The organism is Streptomyces sp. NPDC088254, assembly GCF_044740925.1.
Classification (GTDB): Bacteria; Actinomycetota; Actinomycetes; order Streptomycetales; family Streptomycetaceae; genus Streptomyces.
In genome coordinates this window covers 1463635-1483016 of sequence record NZ_JBIURQ010000001.1, presented here as the reverse complement: position 1 = coordinate 1483016, position 19382 = coordinate 1463635, and the positions used below count along the sequence as shown (strand labels likewise).

General features: G+C 67.8%; 16 protein-coding genes, 1 tRNA gene and 5 pseudogenes. 9 read left to right on the top strand and 13 right to left on the bottom strand.

Annotated features, from left to right (window positions below):
- The first annotated feature begins 446 nt into the window (after positions 1-446).
- A complete protein-coding gene (locus ACIOC0_RS06585; protein ID WP_402153013.1) occupies positions 447-1577 on the top strand; it encodes an amidinotransferase in 1131 nt (376 codons plus the stop codon).
- Between the two features lie 990 nt (positions 1578-2567).
- On the opposite strand, the pseudogene ACIOC0_RS06580 reads toward ACIOC0_RS06585, so the two are convergent.
- Both ACIOC0_RS06580 and ACIOC0_RS06575 read right to left on the bottom strand, forming a co-directional pair.
- Positions 2568-2821, bottom strand: a pseudogene (locus ACIOC0_RS06580) (transposase); the annotation flags it as partial.
- A gap of 315 nt (positions 2822-3136) precedes the next feature.
- Positions 3137-3604 carry a MarR family winged helix-turn-helix transcriptional regulator gene (locus ACIOC0_RS06575; RefSeq protein ID WP_356687774.1) on the bottom strand — a complete coding sequence of 156 codons (468 nt, stop codon included), beginning with the start codon at positions 3602-3604 and terminating at the stop codon, positions 3137-3139.
- A 29-nt stretch (positions 3605-3633) separates the two neighbouring features.
- Here ACIOC0_RS06575 and ACIOC0_RS06570 point away from each other — a divergent pair, with 29 nt between their 5' ends.
- The gene (locus tag ACIOC0_RS06570; RefSeq protein ID WP_402153260.1) at positions 3634-4701 is read left to right on the top strand and encodes a GNAT family N-acetyltransferase; all 1068 of its coding nucleotides are present in this window, start codon (positions 3634-3636) and stop codon (positions 4699-4701) included.
- A 27-nt stretch (positions 4702-4728) separates the two neighbouring features.
- On the opposite strand, the pseudogene ACIOC0_RS06565 reads toward ACIOC0_RS06570, so the two are convergent.
- Positions 4729-5553, bottom strand: a pseudogene (locus ACIOC0_RS06565) (transposase family protein); the annotation flags it as partial.
- Positions 5554-5737: 184 nt separating this feature from the next.
- Positions 5738-6800: pseudogene (locus ACIOC0_RS06560) on the bottom strand (IS110 family transposase).
- A gap of 309 nt (positions 6801-7109) precedes the next feature.
- On the opposite strand from ACIOC0_RS06560, the gene ACIOC0_RS06555 reads away from it, so the two are divergent.
- The 3 genes and pseudogenes from ACIOC0_RS06555 to ACIOC0_RS06545 all read left to right on the top strand — a co-directional run bounded on the left by ACIOC0_RS06555 (position 7110) and on the right by ACIOC0_RS06545 (position 8610).
- Positions 7110-7391 (top strand): HU family DNA-binding protein, encoded by a 282-nt coding sequence (locus tag ACIOC0_RS06555; protein WP_402153011.1) that lies wholly within the window; start codon positions 7110-7112, stop codon positions 7389-7391.
- Positions 7392-7587: 196 nt separating this feature from the next.
- Positions 7588-7701: pseudogene (locus ACIOC0_RS06550) on the top strand (cold-shock protein); the annotation flags it as partial.
- A gap of 93 nt (positions 7702-7794) precedes the next feature.
- Entirely contained in the window at positions 7795-8610 is an 816-nt protein-coding gene (locus ACIOC0_RS06545; RefSeq protein WP_402153009.1) for an IS5 family transposase, read from the top strand.
- Between the two features lie 5 nt (positions 8611-8615).
- Here the strand turns inward: ACIOC0_RS06545 and ACIOC0_RS06540 are convergent, their stop codons facing one another.
- Positions 8616-8996, bottom strand: coding sequence for a winged helix-turn-helix transcriptional regulator (locus ACIOC0_RS06540; RefSeq protein WP_402153007.1), 381 nt, complete (start codon positions 8994-8996; stop codon positions 8616-8618).
- 73 nt (positions 8997-9069) lie between these two features.
- Here ACIOC0_RS06540 and ACIOC0_RS06535 point away from each other — a divergent pair, with 73 nt between their 5' ends.
- Positions 9070-9753 carry an NADPH-dependent F420 reductase gene (locus ACIOC0_RS06535; RefSeq protein WP_402153258.1) on the top strand — a complete coding sequence of 228 codons (684 nt, stop codon included), beginning with the start codon at positions 9070-9072 and terminating at the stop codon, positions 9751-9753.
- A 69-nt stretch (positions 9754-9822) separates the two neighbouring features.
- Here ACIOC0_RS06535 and ACIOC0_RS06530 read toward each other — a convergent pair whose 3' ends face one another.
- Both ACIOC0_RS06530 and ACIOC0_RS06525 read right to left on the bottom strand, forming a co-directional pair.
- Positions 9823-10632, bottom strand: coding sequence for an SUKH-3 domain-containing protein (locus tag ACIOC0_RS06530; protein WP_402153005.1), 810 nt, complete (start codon positions 10630-10632; stop codon positions 9823-9825).
- The gene (locus ACIOC0_RS06525; protein WP_402153003.1) at positions 10619-11140 is read right to left on the bottom strand and encodes a hypothetical protein; all 522 of its coding nucleotides are present in this window, start codon (positions 11138-11140) and stop codon (positions 10619-10621) included. The genes ACIOC0_RS06530 and ACIOC0_RS06525 overlap by 14 nt, the downstream gene beginning before the upstream one ends.
- Before the next feature lie 133 nt (positions 11141-11273).
- Here ACIOC0_RS06525 and ACIOC0_RS06520 point away from each other — a divergent pair, with 133 nt between their 5' ends.
- Positions 11274-11762, top strand: coding sequence for a hypothetical protein (locus tag ACIOC0_RS06520; protein ID WP_402153001.1), 489 nt, complete (start codon positions 11274-11276; stop codon positions 11760-11762).
- Here the strand turns inward: ACIOC0_RS06520 and ACIOC0_RS06515 are convergent.
- From ACIOC0_RS06515 to ACIOC0_RS06495, 5 genes are read right to left on the bottom strand one after another with little or no spacing between them, the layout of a single operon-like run.
- A complete protein-coding gene (locus ACIOC0_RS06515) occupies positions 11755-14283 on the bottom strand; it encodes a TniQ family protein (protein ID WP_402152999.1) in 2529 nt (842 codons plus the stop codon). The two genes, ACIOC0_RS06520 and ACIOC0_RS06515, sit on opposite strands and share 8 nt — an antisense overlap.
- Positions 14280-15407 carry an AAA family ATPase gene (locus ACIOC0_RS06510; protein ID WP_402152997.1) on the bottom strand — a complete coding sequence of 376 codons (1128 nt, stop codon included), beginning with the start codon at positions 15405-15407 and terminating at the stop codon, positions 14280-14282. Before ACIOC0_RS06510 ends, ACIOC0_RS06515 begins: the two co-directional genes overlap by 4 nt.
- Complete coding sequence (locus ACIOC0_RS06505) at positions 15404-16246, bottom strand: hypothetical protein (protein WP_402152995.1); 843 nt, start codon at positions 16244-16246, stop codon at positions 15404-15406. Before ACIOC0_RS06505 ends, ACIOC0_RS06510 begins: the two co-directional genes overlap by 4 nt.
- Before the next feature lie 22 nt (positions 16247-16268).
- Positions 16269-17492 carry a hypothetical protein gene (locus tag ACIOC0_RS06500; protein WP_402152993.1) on the bottom strand — a complete coding sequence of 408 codons (1224 nt, stop codon included), beginning with the start codon at positions 17490-17492 and terminating at the stop codon, positions 16269-16271.
- A complete protein-coding gene (locus ACIOC0_RS06495; RefSeq protein ID WP_402152991.1) occupies positions 17489-18241 on the bottom strand; it encodes a TnsA-like heteromeric transposase endonuclease subunit in 753 nt (250 codons plus the stop codon). The genes ACIOC0_RS06500 and ACIOC0_RS06495 overlap by 4 nt, the downstream gene beginning before the upstream one ends.
- Positions 18242-18416: 175 nt before the next feature.
- Here ACIOC0_RS06495 and ACIOC0_RS06490 point away from each other — a divergent pair.
- Both ACIOC0_RS06490 and ACIOC0_RS06485 read left to right on the top strand, forming a co-directional pair.
- Positions 18417-18490: transfer RNA gene (locus ACIOC0_RS06490), tRNA-Met, on the top strand.
- Between the two features lie 62 nt (positions 18491-18552).
- Positions 18553-19098, top strand: a complete 546-nt coding sequence (locus ACIOC0_RS06485) for a hypothetical protein (RefSeq protein ID WP_402152989.1) — start codon at positions 18553-18555, stop codon at positions 19096-19098.
- A gap of 55 nt (positions 19099-19153) precedes the next feature.
- On the opposite strand, the pseudogene ACIOC0_RS06480 reads toward ACIOC0_RS06485, so the two are convergent.
- A pseudogene (locus ACIOC0_RS06480) lies at positions 19154-19382 on the bottom strand (hypothetical protein); the annotation flags it as partial.

Genomic DNA, 19382 nt, shown 5'->3' with positions numbered 1-19382 from the left:
ACTCCTCCCGCGCGGAGATGTCTGCTCCACCGGATGGGCCGACCGTGAGCAGCGCCCGGCCTGACCGGGCGGCGCGTTGCACACGCCTGACAGCGAAATACCCCTGACACGAATGTCGTTAACTCTGTCTGAAAATGTCACATTTTCTGACAGTCATTCAATCAGTGCACTGGCCGCCGGTTGGCTGGGCCTATGCTCGCCGGCCGTAGGAACGGCGTACTTCATCTTGGCAGGGCCCCTGTCAACCGATCATGGGGATCTCCTCGGGGTGACCGTCTCGGCTGTTAGCGAGTCCCTCGCGTGCCAGGAGGAGGTTCTCTCACCAGCCCACCGCTTCCACCGTGGCCACGGCCGCGCTTCAGGGCAAACCGAGCGGGGCTGTTCGTACGCGGGAACACACCCGCGACAGGATGTCCTGCCGTGTGTGACGGAACGGCTGTGATCGAATGGAGCGCGTGATGTCAGCGCCTTCGGCCCCGACCGGTAACGCTGGGTCTGCCGTGTCGCCGGTCAGTTCACACAATGAGTGGGATCCGCTGGAGGAGATCATCGTCGGCCGTCTCGAGGGCGCGACCATCCCCTCCAAGCATCCGGTGGTCGCCTGCAACGTCCCCCCGTGGGCGGCGCGGACGCAGGGGCTCGTGGCCGGCTTCAGGTATCCGCGCGTGCTGATCGAGAAGGCGCAGCACGAACTCGACGAGTTCGTCGCGCTCCTCAAGTCCCTCGGCGTCACCGTCAGGCGCCCGGACGCGGTCGACCACAGGCGGCGCTTCGCCACCCCCGACTGGTCCTCTCGCGGCTTTTGCAACACCTGTCCGCGGGACAGCCTGCTCGTGATCGGCGACGAGATCATCGAGACTCCGATGGCCTGGCCGTGCCGGTACTTCGAGACCCACTCCTACCGCACGATCCTCAAGGACTACTTCCGGCGCGGCGCCCGCTGGACGGCGGCACCGAAACCGCAGCTGACCGACGAACTGTTCGCACCGGCTTTCCGTGCGCCCGGGCCTGGCGAGCCGATGCGCTACATCCTCACCGAGTTCGAGCCGGTCTTCGACGCCGCGGACTTCGTACGCGCGGGACGCGACCTGTTCGTCACGCGGAGCAATGTCACCAACCGGATGGGCATCGAGTGGCTGGGCCGCCATCTCGGCCCTGGCTATCGCATCCACGAGATCCCCAGCCGCTGCCGCACGCCCATGCACATCGACACGACGTTCGTGCCGCTCGCACCCGGCAGAGTCCTGGTCAATCCCGAGTACATCGACGTGGACCGCCTGCCCGACGTGCTCAGCTCGTGGGAGGTCCTCATCGCCCCCGACCCGGACCCGATCGACGACCGGCTGCTGAAGATCACGTCGATGTGCGGCAAGTGGCTCTCCATGAACGTGCTCATGATTGACGAGAAGCGGGTGATCGCGGAGCGCCATCACACCGGCATGCTGCGCGCCTTGGAACGCTGGGGGTTCGAGCCGATCCCGTGCGACCTGCTGCACTACGCGCCGTTCGGCGGTTCGTTCCACTGCGCGACTCTCGACATCCGGCGCCGGGGCACGCTGGAGTCGTACGTCCTCTGATCGCCACGACGGAACCGTAGCCGGTACGCGCGCGGCCTCGAGGATTACACCGGCGTCCTCGTCCACGTTCTCGTTCGGCCACGCACCAGCTACTCACGCACCGGAAAAGGGGCGGAACCAGCCGAGAGGCCGCCGTGCGCGAAGTGTGCGGCGCAGTCTCAAGCGGTGGTGTTGAGGAGGCTGGTGCCCAGCGGGGCCGTGGTGTGGAGGGCAGCGTTGTGGTGGCGGACGGTGGTCTTCAACCCGGCGGTGCGTAGAACAGTCGCGTACTGGCTGGCGCTGGCCGGGGAGATGTCAGATACGGCTGAGGTTCGGCGCTCACGCCCAGTAAAGGGGAAGCGACCCCGAGGAGTCCGCACCGCCGGTCATGGTGAGCTCCAGAACGGCGGCCTCCACTTGATGTGGCAGGCCCTCGCTCTGGCCGGACGCCTCCTCGAAGGGCCAGCCCCGTCGTGATCCCCGCCGACGCGCCGGCCCGCAAGGCTGAAGGCGTCCGCGCACTCGGCGGCACGGTCGTCACCTACCGCAGGGGATCGGAGGACCGTGACGCCCTGGTCACCGACCGCCCGTGACGGCCTTGCCGTCGTCCCCTCGGCGGGCTCCCGCTACGTTTTGGCTGGGGCCGGGACCACCGCCCTGGAACTCCTGATCGAGAACCTCGAGATCGAACTCCTCGTCGTCCCTGTCGACGGCGGCGGACTCGCCGCCGGATCCGCCACCATCGCCAAGCACCTCCAACCCCGGCATCAAGGTCATCGACGTGGTCCCGAGTGACGTTGTCGACACCATGCTGTCGATGCGTTGCGGCCCGCGCGTTGCCCTGCCCGAGGTCCCCGCCCCCATCGCCGACGGCCTCGGCCACAGCAGCTCCTCGCCGCTGACGTGGGCCGCGAAATCTCGACGGCGTCGTGACCGTGCCCCACCCGGGGCATCACCATCGCCATTGCCTTCGCGTTTCGGCACTTGAAGGCCGAACCGAGTGGCGCCTGGGCGTCTCCAGACTCCCGCACGCGACCAGATGGCGAAGCGGCGGTGCACGGTCGACTTCGACGCTCCGAAGCACGGCGGCAACGCCCGCCAGGCGCAGCCGCTGACCAGCACATAAATGATCGCGGCGAAGACCGCCTCATCATCGATGTGCGCGACCCCGCCGCCTTGCGGCCGCACCCGCGCCAGCGGCAGCAACGGCCTCGCGATCTCCCACAGACCGTTCGGGACACCCATCCCCACCGTCCGCTCCCCATGCCCAGCACAACTGCCAACTGACCAATGTCTCGGTCGGCTGCGGTTGTCACTGGCGGCTGCACTCCGCCTCGCCACAGCAGATGCCGCCAGGAGAGGGCAGCATGGCGCGGTGGTCACCATTGATGTCGGCGGGATAGCCGACGAGCGCATGTTGCATCTCCTGCTGAAGCGAGAGCTGCGCTTTCCCGACTTCTACGGCATGAACAGGGCTGTCCGGAGCTGCGGGTCCTGGCCGCGGGCTTCATCGCCGGTGACCACGGATGCTGAGTCTCGCCGGTCGCCGTCGTAGGTGCGCGACTGACCGGCGCTCACCGTCAGCCCTCGATATCCTCCAGCTTCTGGGCGATGCGTTCGACGGCGCTGAGGTCCTCGGGCGGGAGCCGGTCGATGAAGTGGCGTCGCACCGAGGCGACATGCGCCGGGGCGGCGTTCTTGAGCGTGTCCAGGCCGTGGTCGGTGAGAACGAGGAAACATCCTCTGCCATCCGCCGGGTCGGGTGCACGTTGCAGGAGGCCACGCGCTTCCATCCTGGTGGCGTGCCGGGAGAGCCGGCTGCGGGACCATCGCATCTTGGCGGCCTGTTCCCGCAGGGTGCTGGTGTGGTCGGGCCGCTCCGACAACGTGCTGAGCACCTCGTAGTCGGGCTCGGAGAGCCCGACCGCGGCCAGGTCACGCGCCGTGGCGGCCTGCACGGCGACCACCATCCGCCGGTAGGCCCGCCACGCCCTCTCTTCGTCCGGGTTCAGCCAGCGCACATTCTCAGCCGAGGATTTCTTTGACATGTAATCAACTTACCGATATTTTCATTTCCATGTCAACGAAAACGGCGCGCGTCCTCGTCCTGGTGTGCAGCACCAGGCCAGGCGCCCTCGGCCCGGCGGTCGGCACGTGGTTGATCGAGACGATCACGCCTCGCGCTGGGGAACTCGACGTCGAACTCGTGCCCATGGCCCTCGGCGACCTCGACCTGCCCTTCCTGGACGAAGAGGAGCATCCGTCGTCGGGTCTCTACGCGCGCGAACACACCAGACGATGGAGCGCGCTCGTGAACGCCGCGGACGGCTTCATTGTGGTGACGCCGGAGTACAACTACGGAATGCCGGCGACTCTGAAAAACGCGCTCGACTACCTCGGTCGCGAGTGGGCATGGAAACCGATCGGTTTCATCAGCTATGGGAACACCTCGGCGGGCACGCGCTCGGTCCAGCACGCCAAGCAGGTGGTGACCACCCTGCGCCTGGTGCCGTTGGGACGCACGGTCGCGATACGCATCAGTGACGCGGTCGAAGACGGACAGATCCGCCCCAGCGCCACTCTTGCCGCGGCGGCCGTCGGTGTTCTCGACGAACTGGTCCGGGTTGCCCACGCCCTACGTCCGATGCGCGAAGGGGCACGTCCCGGCCTGCCGCCCGGCCCGCTGCCGGGTTCCTACCTGAGGCGGTTGACCCCTGATGACGCTCCGGAGGTCACGGTGGTGCAGCGGTGCTGCTGGGTAGACGAGGCCCTAGCCAACAACACCCTGGCCATCCCCGCCTTGCACGAGTCACCGGAGCAGACAGGCGAGTGGCTGGCGACCTGGCACGCCATGGGATTGTGGCGGGATAGCCGGCTGCTGGGCATGGTGCGGGCCCGACGTGTCGACACCGACTGGCACGTGGGCCGGCTCGGCGTCGTACCCGACCTGCGGGGCCAGGGATTGGGCCGCTGGCTGTTACGCACCGCCGAAGCCGCGGCTGAGCCGCGCTGCCGTCGCATCGTGCTGCACACCGGCGTCCACAGTCGGCAGAACATCGCCCTCTACCAGAGCGAGGGATACCAGTCGGCGTCACTCACCGGCGGTGACGGAACCGCGCGCCTCACCAAGGGCATAGCCCCGTAAAAACGTGGCCTAAGGGCTCGCAGAGAATCAACATGCTGATTTGATCTCTGTGGGGCGGTTGTTCGCGAGGAAGGCGGTGAAGTCAGCGGGCGTCCGGAACCTGGCTGTCGAGGGTGGAATGGTGTAGCCGTGCTCGGCCAGTAGGGGCTGGACTTGGTGGACGGCCCTGGTGAGGGTGCTGCCGTTGACTCCGAAGAGCTGGGCGAGCAGGTCTCGGGTACCGAGTTTGCGCAGGTAGAGCACGGTGGCCAGGACCCTGTCGGCGGTGGTCAGCTTGTCCTTGGCCCCGGCGCCGCGAGCGCGGATGCGTTTGCCTCCTCGCTGCTGGTGTCGTCCTTGCTCCCGTAACTCTTCCAGTTGCGCCGCCAGTTGATCGACGAGCTTGTCCAGCGCAGGTTCGGGCATGCCGGTCAGCTCCGGGTTGCGCAGATACGCCGCGCAAAGCTGCGGTGACCGACATCCGGCAGACCGCGGGTTCCCCGTTGTGCTTGTGGTGTCGCGGGGTTGAGGGTGGAGGGTGTAGTTCCAGTCGCCGTGGAAGCGGTGCCGGTGCATGGGCAGAGCGTCGATATCGCTGTCGGTGACTTTGATGCCGGTGTCGTAGGTGCCCGGGTCGAGTTCGGCGTGGACTGTCAGCCCGGTGCGGGTGGTGGTCGCCGCGATGCTGTTCACGATGACGTCGTGGCTGGTCAACGGGCGGCCGCGCCAGTTCATGGAGATGTGGGAGAACAGCCGGTGCTCGATCTTGTTCCACTTCGAGGTGCCCGGCGGCATGTGGCATACCGTGATGCCCAGGCCCGTCTCGGCGGCCAGGGCTGCGAGTTCGGTCTTCCAGGCGCGGGTGCGGTAACCCGCAGGACGCGCTGGTTCTTGCCGAGGAGTGCACGGGGGCTGTTTGCGGGCGATGGGTCAACCAGGGTGTCGTGCAGGACGAGTACCGCGACTTCGTCCGGGCCGGCCGCCCGTCAGGCATCTCTCCGGACGGGCATCCCTGGCCTGACCTGCGCACCGACCCGTGATGATCTGAGCGCCTCGTTCAGGTGGCCGGTGCCAGGGCCGGGACGCCGGTGGGTTTGATGTGTCTGTAGACCTCGCGGGCGACGAACCTTTTCAGGCACCGTATGACGTCTTTGGTGGACATGCCTTCGGCGGTGCGTCTGGCGACGTAGTCCCTGGTCCGTGGGTCGTATTGCATGCGGACCAGGACGATGGTGTAGAGGGCGCTGTTGGCGTGCCGGTCTCCGCCGCGGTTGATGCGGTGGCGGTTGGTGCGGCCTGAGGAGGCGGGGATCGGGGCGGCCGCGCACAGGTGGGCGAAGGATGCTTCGGACCGGAGCCGGTCGGGGTGGTCTCCGGCGGTGATCAGAAGCTGTCCGGCCGTCTCGATGCCGACTCCGGGCAGGGCGACGAGGCTGGGGGCCGCCCGGGTCACGAGGGGGGCGAGGTCGGCGTCGGCCTCCTTGATCTCCTGCTTGAAGGGCCTGGTAGCGGCGGGCGAGGCGGCGCATGGCCGTCCTGGCCGCCAAGGCAGGGTCGGTCAGGTCCCCGGTGGGCCGGCTCCGGGCGAGGGTGTCGACGAGCACGGCGGTGGGCAGTCCCCGCAGCTTCTCCCGCAAGGCGGAGGGCGCGGTGACCATCAAAGAGCGGATCTGGTTGATGGTCTGGGTGCGGGCCTTGACCGCGCTCTTGCGGACCACGCGCAGTGCGCGGATGGCTTCCACGATCCCGTTGCGGCTCTTCGGCGTTCCGCTCGCGCGGCCGGAGAGGACGGCGGTGGCCGCCGCGTAGGCGTCGATCGGATCGGACTTGCCGTGGGCCCGTCTGGCCCTGCGGTCCGGGCGGTCGACCTCCACGACTGTGATGCCGTTGGCGGTCAGGAACCGGGCGAGTTCGGCGCCGTAAGCTCCGGTGCCCTCCATTCCGACCGCGATGACGTCGCCCTGGGCACGGAGCCAGGCCAGCAGTTGTTCGTAGCCGGCCGCCGTCGTCTCGAATGACTGCGTGTCCAGGTGGCGGCCGACCGAGTCGATCACTGCGGCTTGGTGGATGTCCGTGTGGGTGTCGACTCCGCCGATCACCGCTATCCCGGGCGCGCTCATGCCTGTTCTGCCGTCCTTCGTACGAGGCGTGGTGGAACAGCGTGTGCTGGCCGGGCAGACGGACGAGACAGTGAAGAGACCCGACGGCCAAGCTCCTATGAGGTCACGGACGCCCGCGAGTACACGCAGTGGCATCACCCGCGGGCCGACGATTCAACGCACAGGCAGCCGAAGCGCCAGTCAGACCCAGAGTCAGACCCCCGGGCGATGCCTCACACATCCTCACTGTCAGACCCCAGTGACCGGATGGCGCCGCACACGTCCTGTCCGCGCAGCGGCGTGACAATCCCAGGACCACGGAGTATCCCCATGAACCGCAGTGAGCTGATCGCAGCCATCGCAGAGCGTGCCGAAGTGACCCGTAAGGACGCCGACGCCGTTCTGGCCGCCTTCGCCGCGACCGTCGGCGACATCGTCGCCAAGGGCGATGAGAAGGTCATTATCCTCGGCTTCCTGACCTTCGAGCACACCCACCGCGCCGCCCGTACCGCCCGCAATCCCCAGACGGGCGAGCCGTTCGAGATCGCCGCCGGCTACAGCGTGAAGGTCTCGGCGGGCTCCAAGCTCAAGGAAGCCGCCAAGGGCAAGTAGCCCCCACCTGCGGGCACCAGCTAACCACCGGACGGCCTGAACCCCCGATGAGCAGCGCAGTGGCACGCCGCGACCACGCGGAGCCGGATGGAGGTGCCGCTCACGGGGTAGAACGGACGGCGGGCGTCTCCGGCGACGGAGGCCCCACCCACAGACCAACCGGGAATCACCCCGGCCACATCGAAGGACAAGCAGCATGGCCAGCGGCACCGTGAAGTGGTTCAACGCCGAGAAGGGCTTCGGCTTCATCTCTCAGGACGGCGGCGGACCGGACGTCTTCGCGCACTACTCCAACATCTCCGGCAACGGCTAAGTGTGTCGATCGGCTGATCTTTAGAACCCCTAACGAAATGATCTTCGAGGAGGTTGGATCACTCCGGGACTGATGAACCGGGGGTGCGGGGTGGCGCGGCCGAAGCCGTGGGAAGTCGACGACGCGCTATGGGCGGTGATCGAGCCGCTGCTGCCCAAGGTCGAGCGTCGGACCCGGCACCCGGGACGCAAGCGGCATCCAGACCGGCTGGTCTTCCAGGGCATCTTGTTTGTCCTGCATACCGGGATCTCCTGGGAGCATCTACCGCAGGAACTTGGCTTCGGCTCGGGCATGACCTGCTGGCGCCGCCTGGCCGAGTGGTCCGAGGCCGAGGTGTGGCCCCGGCTGCACGAGGTCCTCCTCGCCAAGCTCCGCAGCGCAAACGCCCTGGACTTCTCCCGAGCGGCCGTCGACGGCTCCCACATCCGGGCGTTGAAGGGGGGTTCCAAGACGGGCCGAAGCCCAGTTGACCGTGGCAGAACCGGCAGTAAGCACCACCTGATCACCGACGCCACCGGAATCCCGCTCGCCGCCACCCTGACCGGTGGCAACCGCAACGATGTCACCCAGCTCATCCCGTTGCTCGAAGCGGTGCCGCCGGTGCGGGGCAAGCGAGGCCGGCCTCGGCGCAGGCCGGACGTGGTGTTGGGCGACCGCGGCTACGATCACGACAAGTACCGCCGCATGGTCAGGGATCTCGGTGTGAAGCCGCTGATCGCCCGCCGCGGCACCGAGCACGGCTCCGGTCTGGGCACTCAACGCTGGGTCGTGGAGCGCGCGTTCGCCCACCTGCACTGGTTCCGCCGCCTGCGGATCCGCTGGGAGATCCGCGACGACATTCACGAAGCCTTCCTCACCCTGGGGTGTGCACTCATCTGCTGGCGACGTCTGAGCTCACGCTGTTGACCCCTCTAGCAAGTTGAACGAGCGGACTGCGGGTCGGGAGCCCATGCTGCTTCCTGGGCGGCCATAACCTCATCGCCGTGCTCGAAGGCCCATGCGCCGACGGCGTCGATGGGCGCCAACAAGGTCCGTCCCAGAGAGGTGAGCTGGTACTCGACCCGTGATGATGCATCGGGGTGCGCCTGCCGATCGACCAGTCCGTTGAACTGCAGCCGCCGCAGAGTCTCGGTGAGGACCTTGGAGCTGATGCCCCCGATCCGCTCCCGCAGTTCGACCGGGCGCCTGGGGCCGTCGCGCAGCGCCCAGAGCACCACGGCGTTCCAGGTGTTGGAGAGCAGGTCGAAGGCGAGGCGGGCGCGGCAGTCGGCGAGGAAGGCGTCGGTCGTCACGTACCAAATGGTGCCCGAACGGCCTTCTAGCGTCGGTACGAACCTCAAAGCAGGCACGGAGAGGCAACGCGTGATGAGAATCGGCGTACTGGGAACGGGCAACATGGCTGACGCGCTCGCCACCCACTGGGTGCGGGCCGGGCATGAGGTGATCATCGGGGGACGGGACGCACACAAGGCGGAGCGGCTCGCGACGCGCATCGGAGGGAGCGTGAAGCCTGCCAGTCTGTGCGTGGCGGCCGAGTCCGGTCAGGTGGTACTGGCCGCGTTGCCCTTCGGGGCGGGAGTAGACGTGGCACGGGACCTGCACGCAGCCCTGGAGGGCAAGGTACTGCTCGACTGCTCCAACCCGGTCGGGCCGGGCTTCCGGCTGCTGACGGAAGGAGGCCCCTCAGCCGCGCAGCAACTTGCCGCGGCGGCACCGGGAGCCCACGTGGTCAAGGCTTTCAACCTCTGCCACGAGGACGTGTGGCGCATGCGGCCGCCCGTCTTCGACGGGCGCCCACTGGCCGTGCCCATCTGCGGGGACGACGAGACGGCCGTCGCGCGTGTACGCGAACTGGTGCAGGACGTGGGCTGCAAACCCGTTGCTGGAGGCGGTCTCGAACGGGCAGGACTCCTGGAAGCAACTGCCGCGCTGTTCATCGCCCTGTGGGTAGGCGAAGGGGCTGATGCGCAAGCAATCGCGCCTCCGCTGGCATACGCGGCCGGACCGAGCCACCAGGAAACGGAAGGCGGCACGAGGGCTTTCCGTTAGGGGTTCTTAGCAATCGCGTGGCCCGCCGGGAAGCATCGTCGGGCTGGAGCCCGGTCCGGCTGGGGCTGTTCAGTCGGCAGTCTCGATCCGTTCCGGGGCGATGCCCAGGATGAGCTTCTCCAGCGCGTCCTGGGCAGAGCCGAACGTAGCCAGCCATGTCTCGACCAGGTAGATCTCGCTGTTCTCGTCGATGCCGAGGAAGAATCTGCCCTCATCGAGTTCGCCGAGGGGGAAGATGGCGCGCCCGATGGTGTGACTCCAGTCGGCGAAGCGGTCTTCCTCGCCGATCAGGTTGTCCGGGTCGAAGTTGAAGGGGGTCTTGGCGCAGGTGATCCCGGGTCCACTGATCTGGACGTCCAGGCCACCGAACTCCGCCAAGAAGGCTTCAGCGGCATCGTGCATGCGGACCAGGCCGGTCTTCTCGAGCGTCTTGCGCCAGTGATCCGTCGAGACGTGCCGTCCCGGCCGCCAGCCTGCTGAGCGCAGTGTCTCCTCGATCACGCCAGTTCCCCGTAGATACGTCGCCGCCGCATCGACCCATGCCTTGTCCACCGGCACGTCTTCTGGCCAGCCGGGCCGCCAGTCCGCCTGCCAGTGGGCGAAGTCGTCACGCAGGAACTGCGGGTCAACTGGCTTGAGTCGCACTTGCTGGCGCTGATCGGCCCACCAGACCTCGAATTCGGCCTCGGTTCCTTGGTCTGGCCAGCGTTCTGCGACCGCAGGCAGAAGCAGAACATCGACGAACCCTCCGACCGGAAGGCCGATGTCAACGAAGATCCCGATCGTGCCCGGCCTCGGGACTGCCGTCACTGTCCCTCGGAACCGTTGTCCGAACCGCAGGCCGCGACGGATTCGAATCCACTCTTCAGCGCTGACCACCGGGACATCCTGGCATCCCGCTGTTGCGCGTGGCGGCCGGACAGTCGTGGTGGTGGGGCTGGGGGCCAGCGACGTTGAGGATGGGGGCTTCTCCTTCCGGGATTTCGAAGACGAAGACGACGCCGGAGGGGGTGGCCTGGATGGCGCACTGGTTGTCGAAGGTCAGGGGCGTGTATGGCTGCCAGGCGCAACCGACGCGGTCGAGAGCTTCGATAACTTCGGCGTACTTGGGGTGGCCGGTGAACGTCTGCTTCTCGACCAGCCCCGCGGGGAGTTCAATGGTGTCTCGCCAGGTCTGGAGGCAGATCAGGATGATCTTCTGGCAGCGGCAGACGCTCAGCTCAAGGTCGCCGTAGGCGAACAGACGCGGCCATGACCGACGCTTCCCGACAACCACTTCATAGGGCTCGCCGAGCGCTTCGGTGACCGCGCCCCAGGCGGCGCCGTTCGCGACCGGACCCAGCTGTCCCGACCCGGCAAGGTCCGTCAGGACGTCGAGTAGCTCCATGTGGCGGAGCCTGCCATCTGCGGCGATGGACTGTCGAACGGCTTTGGGCGGCCTCAGGCCGCTGCGGGCGCCGCAGTCCGAGTGGACGTGAAAATCGGTGGGTCAGGGTGCACTGGGGAGGCAGGATGGGACCGTGGCTGATCTGCTGTGGGACGACGTCTGGTGGTTCTTCGACCCCGAGGTGATGGGGTCGCTGCCGGACGTGTGGGTGCCCAATGCCTCGGTGAGGGACTGGCAGGCGGTCCTCGACCTCGTGGTGGAGCAGGGCTGGACCCTTCAGTACTCCGAGGGCTCGACAGCGCTGCCGCTGCCCCCGGCAGAGGTCGTGCTGTCGCGTCCCGCCGATGCCGAGCAGCCTCATCTGGAGGTTCGGCCGGTGCAAGACATGTTGGCGATCTTTCGGTTCTATGCAGCAGAGGAGATCGACTTCGACGTCGACCTGCGAGAGATTCAGGGGCAGGAGCCACTTGATGCCCTGTGCGGATTCCTCACCGCGATCGGTCGCCGGTTGGGCAAGCCGGTGCTGATGGATGCCGAGGGCGGTGACGGGAGCCGTCCGGTCCTCGGGTTCGACGTCGAGGCGGACCGCGTCGTGATGCTGGTCGAGCCGCCGGTCAGCTGACGGAGGATTGCGCTGCGTCCAAGAGGCTGAGCAGGTGCTCTGCTTCGTGGATGAAAGCGGCGCCCGCGGGAGTGGCTGCGAGGGGGCTGGTCCGTTCGATCAGCTGAACGCCTGCGGTCTTTTCCAGGGCATGCAGCTGATGCGTGAGCGTCGCCGGTAGCGTTCCGAAACTCTTGGCGGCCGCGCAGAGGTTCCGTTGGCCGGCCAGTCGGACCAGGCGTCTGAGGCGTTCGACGCAGTTGCGGACGTTGCTGACGGCTGCCATCGACGCGGACAGGGCCGGTGCGTCCGGCAGGAGCGCGAACGGGTTGCTGGTGGCGCTGTTCGGGCGGATCTCGATGCCCCACTTCTTGGCCGGCAGGTTGAGGCGGTGCCTGTCGAGACCGAACTGTTCGGCGATGTCGGGGATGCTGAGGCGTTGGTGCAGGTAGGCCTGTTCGAGTTCCTCGCGGGTGATGCGAAGGCTGAGCGGTTCGGGGCGTGGTGTGGCGGGCATCCCGGCTTCTTCCAGGGCGTTTTGGACGGTTGAGAGGCTGCAGCCGGCACTGCGGGCGATCAGGCTCTGGTTGAGAGTTCCGCTGGAGTGAGTGGTGCGGAGGAAGCCCGGGTCGAGCATCCCGCGTCGAGGCCGACGCCGACCAAGGCCGGGGGATGTGGGAGGAGGCGGCGGTTGGGTGGCGCCGGTGGCGTCGCAGTAGAGCCGGACGTGCTCTGTGGTCAATCCAAGGGCGGCGGCCGTCTCCTCGGCCGGGGTCCGGGCGGCGATCAAGGTGTCGAAGTCGCTGTCGGAAATTTGTTCGGGCATAGCCCCAGGCCAGTCGGTCCAATCACACCATTCGGTGGGCGGCTCCCAGAGCACGGGTTCGTCGATCCGGTGGGTAGCGAGGTTTGTGGCCGCCTGTTCCAGTACGAACGCGCGCATCAGCGGCGGGACTTGGTAGCGGAATTCGTCACGGCCGTGGATGTTCCTCGGAGGGAGGTCCGCGTGGGCTCCGAGGAGGAAACTCAGGAGCATCCACCTGAGCATGTGGATTCGCCCTGCTCCGCCGCGGGCCCAGCCCTGTCGGCGGCAGAGCTGCGTGTACTCGTCGAGGTTGATCGTGATGCTCTCGGACGTGAACAAGTGACGTCGTCTGCCGTAGTCGATCGGGGAGCCTTCATCGTCGAGGTGACTGGCGAGTTGGGTGAGGCAGCTGGCGATGGCGGTCTCGTGCTCGGGAGAGGCGATCACGCGTCGGAACGCCATCTTGATGATCAACCGGTTGGAGGGCTGGGCCCAACTGTGGTGCTGTGACTGGGCGCCAGCAAGCAGCAGCTTGCTGCGGCAGCCTCGCCTGAAGCCGTCGACGGTTCGCGGGTCGATGGGGGTGTTGGGGAGAAGCCGGAGAGTCCACGAAGGCCAGAGGGCTGTCGGGATCTTGTCCGCCCGTTTCCGGATGTCGGCATCTGTCAGATCTGGCCTGCGGGGATGGGCCGCAGATCGGTAGCGAAGCCGCGTGTCGAGGGGCAGGTCCTGGTCCACGTCGGCGATCACCCGGCTGACGATCTCGGGGCTGGCCCGCCCCCAGGAGAGGAGGCGCTGATCGATGGACAGATTGGCGGCAGAGACGTTCCGGCGGTGGGCCTGGTCGGTTCGTATGAGCCACTCGAACACGGCCTTCCCGGTGGTCGAAGCGGTGTCCGAGGCCCAGATCGCGAGGGTGGTGCCGATCGCAAGCCGGCTGGCGTCGGACAGGTCGTGCGGGCTGTCGGGCAGAAGTCCTCCGTTGCATTCGCGCAGTGCGAGCCCGACGGCCTCGGGTGCCGCCCAGGGGTTGAGCATCAGGCTGCGCAGGCATCGTCGGCTGAGGAAGTACAGATGGTGCAGAGCAGACCTTGCCTGGACAAGCTCATCGAGATGCTGCTGGCTGGCGAGGGCTGTTCCGTCTGGTGGCAACGGTTGTGCCAGCGTCTTGGTGAGGTCGTGTCGGCAGCCCGTCCTGCGTCCGTCGCGCAGGACCAGGCGCATGCAGTGGGCGCCGCTGGTGCTGCGGCCGAGCTGTTGATTGGTGAACAGTTGTGGCCTGTCCCGGCAGCCAGGACAGTGGTCGACCAGTAGGCACTGGTGCTGTTGGCAGGCGAAGGAGAACGGCAGCCGCCAAGTCAGTGGCCAGCGGCCCCCGTTGTCGGCCAGGCATCGGGGGCAGAAGCGGCTGTGGCGACCGAGGTGACGCCAGACGGGGGCCGTCTCGTCTCCGTTCTGCGGGAGCCGCGGCAGCAGGTCGGATCGCGCGACGGACCGCAAAGTCATCCGGTCGAGTTCGGCCGCGTCGGCGTCGGTCAGCCGCGCAAGCGCCTCCAGGTCTGCTTCCTCCAGGCGGAAGACCAAGTGCCTGGCCGCGATGCCGGGAAGGCCGAGGAACTGCAGAAGGCCAGTGGAGGACGTTCGCAGTCGGCGGGCATAAGCCTCGATCCAGCTGTCCAGCGCCTCTCCCGGCAGCGGGGGCAGAACGATCGGCAAGCGGTCGGTGGCCCAGGTCATGCCGACCGCCGCTTGCGGGCCGGGCCTCCCGGGCGAGCGCTGAGGAGGCCGGCCTCGATCGCCGCTTCGAGTTCGCGGCGTGCTTCTTCGGCGGCGGCATCGTTCTTCACCGTGTCGATCAGATCCTTGTCGAGCTTCTCCTCGCCCGAGCGGACGGCTCTCAGGCAGGACCGGTTGATCAGTGCCATCAGCGACGCGAAGTGCCCGGTCGTGCGGGCGAACAGGTAGCCGGCCAGGTCGACGAGCATCCCTGGATGCTTCTCGGCCAGGACGATCTTCTTCTCGATGGTCTTCAGCAGAACCCGCCACTCCTTCCGCCCCTGGTCGTCGTCGATCTGGAAAGGACGCAGAGTCAGTGCGGTGGTGCGGCGGCCGAACTGCGCAAGCAGGGCCTGCTGCGGCGACAGGCCCTCACGCAGGACCCCCCGGTCGGCGACGCCGACGCCGACGTAAAGCAGGGTGACGGGGAACACGTTCGACAGGAACTTCAGATGGTTGGCCATCCGCACCGCCGAGGACTTCCCCGGGGCCAGGAAGTGCACGTCGTCGATGACGAAGACCGCGGTCCTCATACTCAGGACCGCGTCGACCGCGCGTTCAGCGAGGGTGTCCGCGTCGCCGCTGGTCGGCAGGCCGTAGAACCGGCAGATCGACGCGTTCAGACCGCGGATCTGCGTGTTGCCGGTCAGGTTGACGTAGACGACCGGGACTCTCCTGTGGCCCTCCGGTGCGGTCTGCCCGTGCAGACGAACCTGCTCGCGGTGGAAGCCCCGCGCGTATTCACGAATCGCCGTGCTCTTCCCGATGCCGGGGTATGCGTCGAGCAGAGCCGCGGGCTTGGCCTTGTCGCCGTCCTGCCGGTTCGAGTCGACGATCTCGGTGAGGGCTTCATGCAGGGCGATCATCTGCGGGGTCTTGATCGGGCCGAGGTTCGCATGCCAGACGGCCCGCAGGTCGTGGTAGCGCCTGAGCTCCAGCTCGGACAGTTCGCTCATCTGCCGGCGCGTCAGCCGGGGCGGCTGGACCCGGTCCGGCCCGAAGACCAGCTCGAGCCAGCCGGACAGGCGCGTCAACACGTACTGACGATCGTCTCCCTCGAACACCGTGCCGCCGATCGCGCTCACCGGCTCTCCCAGGTGTCGGCGTAGTAGTCGTCCTCATCGATGAACTCGTCGGTCTCACCCGGGAAGGGGGCCTCCAGGTCCTCGTCCTCGTCGTCGTCCCCGCCGAGGTCATCGGCGACTTCGGCCGCAGCGGGGGCCGCTTCCAGGGCGGCGATCGACCTGAGCGTCGGAAGCCGCAGCGGGTCCTCCGGATCTTCCGGGTCCTCGACCTCGTCGGGGCCGACCAGGCAAAGGCGGTCCTCCGACAGACGCACGGCCATCCGCCGCTCGGCCCGGTTCCCGGTCAGGCCCACCCCCCAGCGCTCCAAGAGCTCGACCAGGGCCCGCTTCGGGTCAGGGAACCGGTGCGTCTCGAGCGCGAGTTTGCGCGCGTAGCGCATGGCCTCGCGACTCACCGGCCCGTCCAGCGCCGGAGCGTGCTCCCACTGGAGGGCGTGCCAGGAGTGGTCCGGTCGCTGGAAGTAGACCTGCCGGATGTTGTCCGGGTCCACGGAGACCGGCCACTTGCCCTCACGAACCCCGGTGTAGGGGCTCTTGGCCTCCCGCAACCCGTCCAAGCCGCTGCCGTTGTAGCGCATCCCCTCCAGCTCCACCCCGTAGTGCTGGATCGTGCACCAGGCCTGCTCAAGGAAGTGCAGGGCGAAGTTCGGCCGTGCCGGGATCCGCAGGTTGCCCGCCCGGGCGACACCGGGGTCGAACATGTCCAGCGGGCTCAGCTTCAGACCCGGGACCTCCGGGATCACCAGACCCCTGTGGCGGCGCCGGTGGTAGGTCAGACCAATCCACTCCCGGATGATCATCTCCAGCTCGTCGATGAAGAAGAACGCGAAGTCCTCCACCGACTGGCCGCGGCTGTGGACATCAGGGCCCTTGTAGCCCGGCAGAGCCGCCAGCAGCCCCTGGTTGAGTCTTGAACCAGCGCTCGATCGGAGCCTTGTCCGTCGGCGTCAGCGGCCGTGCCGGCTGCAGCGAGATCTCGAACCGGACGCAGACGCTGCGGACGTGGTTGGACAGGTAGATCTTCCCGTGGTCGTAGACCACCGTCTCGGCCGCGACCGACGGCAGCAGCGGCCTGCCCTCCACGTCCACCAGCTTCTCCGCAGGGACGACCACCGCGGACGGGACGCCAAGCCGGGGCAGGTTCCTTCCCGGCAGCGGCTCCGGGCGCGTCCGCACCGTCTCGAAGAGCACCGCGGCGACATCCACGGCTTTCGTCGACACCGGGGTCAGCCGCAGCCCGGTGATGCACCGGCTGTAGAGGTCCATCGCCACCGTCAGCTCGCACTGCACCCAGCGGCAGGTCACCGGTTCCATCGCGAACACGTCCAGCCGAGTGGTGTCCAGCAGCACGTACTCACCCGGCCGGGTCGCCCGCAGGCGGCCGTAGACGGTCTGCGGACGGTTCGCGATAGACCGCTTCCCCTTGGTGCTGCCCGTGAACGCGTTCGTCCCCGCGTCCAGCTCGCGCAGCACCTCGTAACCGGTCGACTGGGCGGGTATCTTCACCGTGCCCCGGCCGTGCTCGGCCGCAACACGCTCCTCGATCTCCAAGAGGATCAGCCCGCGGACCGGCCGGCTGGCGTTCGTGTAGCTGTCCAGGACCGTCCGGGCGCTCTCCAGCCAGCGGTGATCCACCCTGTCTTGGGCGTTCCGTCGCAGCTTGCTCGTGCGGACCAGGCCCGCCGGACCGGACTTCTTCACCTGCGTGACCCACAGCCGGACGGTGCTCTCGCCGACCCCCAGCTCGCGAGCCTTGGCCAGGTAGCGGTGCATCATCGGGACGCCCGGGGCGTACTCCGGCCGCGGCTCGCCCTCCTGTGCCAGCTCCCGCGAGCCCAGCCGGTAGCCGCAGAGGACTTCCTGCAGAGCGACGGCCGTGGACTCCTCCTCGTCCGGCAACTCGCCCAGCAACTGGGTCGTCGGGTCCCCCAGCAGGCCGGCCACATCGACCAGCCTCCACCGCACCCCACCGGGGCCGGACTGCTGAAGCAGGACCTCGCGCCCTCGCACCTCTGACACCGTGAACGGCTCACCCTGGAAACTCAGGGCGAGTCCCGCCCGCAACGGCACCGTCCAGCTGATCATGCCGCCCTCCGCAGCACCGAGTCACCGTCGATCGGGCGGCTCAGGTCGACCGAGAGCCGCCCCGACCACACCAGCGCGAGGACGGCGGGCCGCACGTCCTCGACCGGCCGGCCCGCCGCCAGGCGCCGTTCGGCGACCGTGAGCGGATCCCCGTCCTGCACCGCCTCCCAGGCCCGCGCGATGTCCTCGTCCGGCACAAGCCCGGCCCGCCGGTAGGCGGCCAGGAACCGCACGTTGGCCAGCAGCACCGGATCCGCCCCCGACCAGATCTCGTACTGCCAGCCGTGGCCCTCCACCAGGTCCCCGGGCCAGGCGAGGGCCTCCGCGATCTTCGGATCAAGAAGGCGGTCGGCCGGCTTCACGTTGACCACCCGCACGTTGCCGTCTCCCAGCACCAGCAGGAAGTCCGGCACGTGCAGCCGCCACCGCCCACCCACCCGCGCCCGCAGACGGCACAGCTGGGCGTAGATTCCCACCACCTGCGGGTCGAAGTCCGCCAGCAGCAGCCGAGCCAGCTCCAGACGGCTCTCGTAGACCACCAGCCCACGCGTCGTCGCCGACGCGTACTCCCCGGGATGATGCTTATGGCCCTTCGCCGACCTGACCCGCCGCCACGGCACGGACCCGTCGAAACTGCCCCGGCGCAGCTGGCTGAACTCCACGCTGCGTACCGAGTCGTCCTCGTACCGGATCGAAGCCGTCGCAGACTCCTGACTGCCAGCCCTCACGCCTGTACGCTTGGTGACCATGAGCTGACCGTAGGAAACCGCCCAGGACCAAGAGGCCGGATGACCGAGAAGTTCCTGGGACTGACCACCACCGACCACAGGTGCTGCTAGCGCGACCCGGAAGATTGCTAGCCGACTGCTAGAGATCGACCGACACTGCTAACGCGGACCCGGAACCTACAAGTGGCGTGACCGACGCGGGGTGGAGCAGCTCGGTAGCTCGCTGGGCTCATAACCCAGAGGTCGCAGGTTCAAATCCTGTCCCCGCTACTGACCGAAGGGCCCGGATCCGTCCGGGCCCTTCGCCGTATCCGAATCCCACGTAGCCCGGGGTGCTCCCCGGCCAGTTCCAAATCGAAGAAGACCACTACGAGGAACTACGCCGGTGCCTGAACGACCCCACGCTTCCGTCGGACGTTCGCATCGCCGCAGCCCTCATCCGCCTCTACGCCCTCCCTCTGACCCGCATTGTCGAACTCACCACCGACCACCTCCACCACGACGCGGATCACACCTACCTGACGATCATCCGCCACCCCATCGTCCTGCCGCCGAAGCTCGCCCGCCTCATCGACGACCACCTCGAAGACGGATCCCGGCACGGCAACGAAGCCACCAGGTACCTGCTGCCGGGCCGAGCCCCCGGGCGCCCCCGAAACCCGGCGGGACTGTCCGACAAACTCGGGCGCTACGGCCTGCCCGCCCGCGCAGCCCGCAACACGGCCATGATGCAAGCGCTCGCCGACTTGCCACCCGTCGTGCTCTCCGACTTGATCGGCATCCAGCCGAGAACAGCGGAACGCTTCGCAGCCATGGCCGGCGAGAACTGGTCCGACTACCTGGCCGCGACTCGCCCGCACCCGCGCCAAACGAGTTGATGGGGTGTGTGCATCAGGCAACGATAGGACGCCCGGCGGGATCGGTGATGATCTACCCGTTCATGCCGTGTTTCTCATGCTTCCCAGAGCAGAAGGGCCAGTCGGCCGCGATTCGGTCGATCGGCAGCAACGTGCCGTCCAGGATTACGAATGCCTTGGTGGAGGCGGTGCAGCCCGCGGGCCGCAGGTCCGAAGCCAGCGCGGCGAGGACCGCACCCGCAGCAACCGCCTCAAGCGCTGAACACTTCGCGAAAAACCCGCTGCAGGCGCCGCGAGCCGGCAGG

What these genes read in the sequence shown, in the direction of transcription:
- ACIOC0_RS06585 (WP_402153013.1), top strand. Translation starts at nt 447, where the DNA reads ATGGAGCGCGTGATGTCAGCGCCTTCGGCCCCGACCGGTAACGCTGGG.
- ACIOC0_RS06575 (WP_356687774.1), bottom strand. Translation starts at nt 3,604, where the DNA reads ATGTCAAAGAAATCCTCGGCTGAGAATGTGCGCTGGCTGAACCCGGAC.
- ACIOC0_RS06570 (WP_402153260.1), top strand. Translation starts at nt 3,634, where the DNA reads ATGTCAACGAAAACGGCGCGCGTCCTCGTCCTGGTGTGCAGCACCAGG.
- ACIOC0_RS06555 (WP_402153011.1), top strand. Translation starts at nt 7,110, where the DNA reads ATGAACCGCAGTGAGCTGATCGCAGCCATCGCAGAGCGTGCCGAAGTG.
- ACIOC0_RS06535 (WP_402153258.1), top strand. Translation starts at nt 9,070, where the DNA reads ATGAGAATCGGCGTACTGGGAACGGGCAACATGGCTGACGCGCTCGCC.
- ACIOC0_RS06525 (WP_402153003.1), bottom strand. Translation starts at nt 11,140, where the DNA reads ATGGAGCTACTCGACGTCCTGACGGACCTTGCCGGGTCGGGACAGCTG.
- ACIOC0_RS06515 (WP_402152999.1), bottom strand. Translation starts at nt 14,283, where the DNA reads ATGACCTGGGCCACCGACCGCTTGCCGATCGTTCTGCCCCCGCTGCCG.
- ACIOC0_RS06500 (WP_402152993.1), bottom strand. Translation starts at nt 17,492, where the DNA reads ATGATCAGCTGGACGGTGCCGTTGCGGGCGGGACTCGCCCTGAGTTTC.
- ACIOC0_RS06495 (WP_402152991.1), bottom strand. Translation starts at nt 18,241, where the DNA reads ATGGTCACCAAGCGTACAGGCGTGAGGGCTGGCAGTCAGGAGTCTGCG.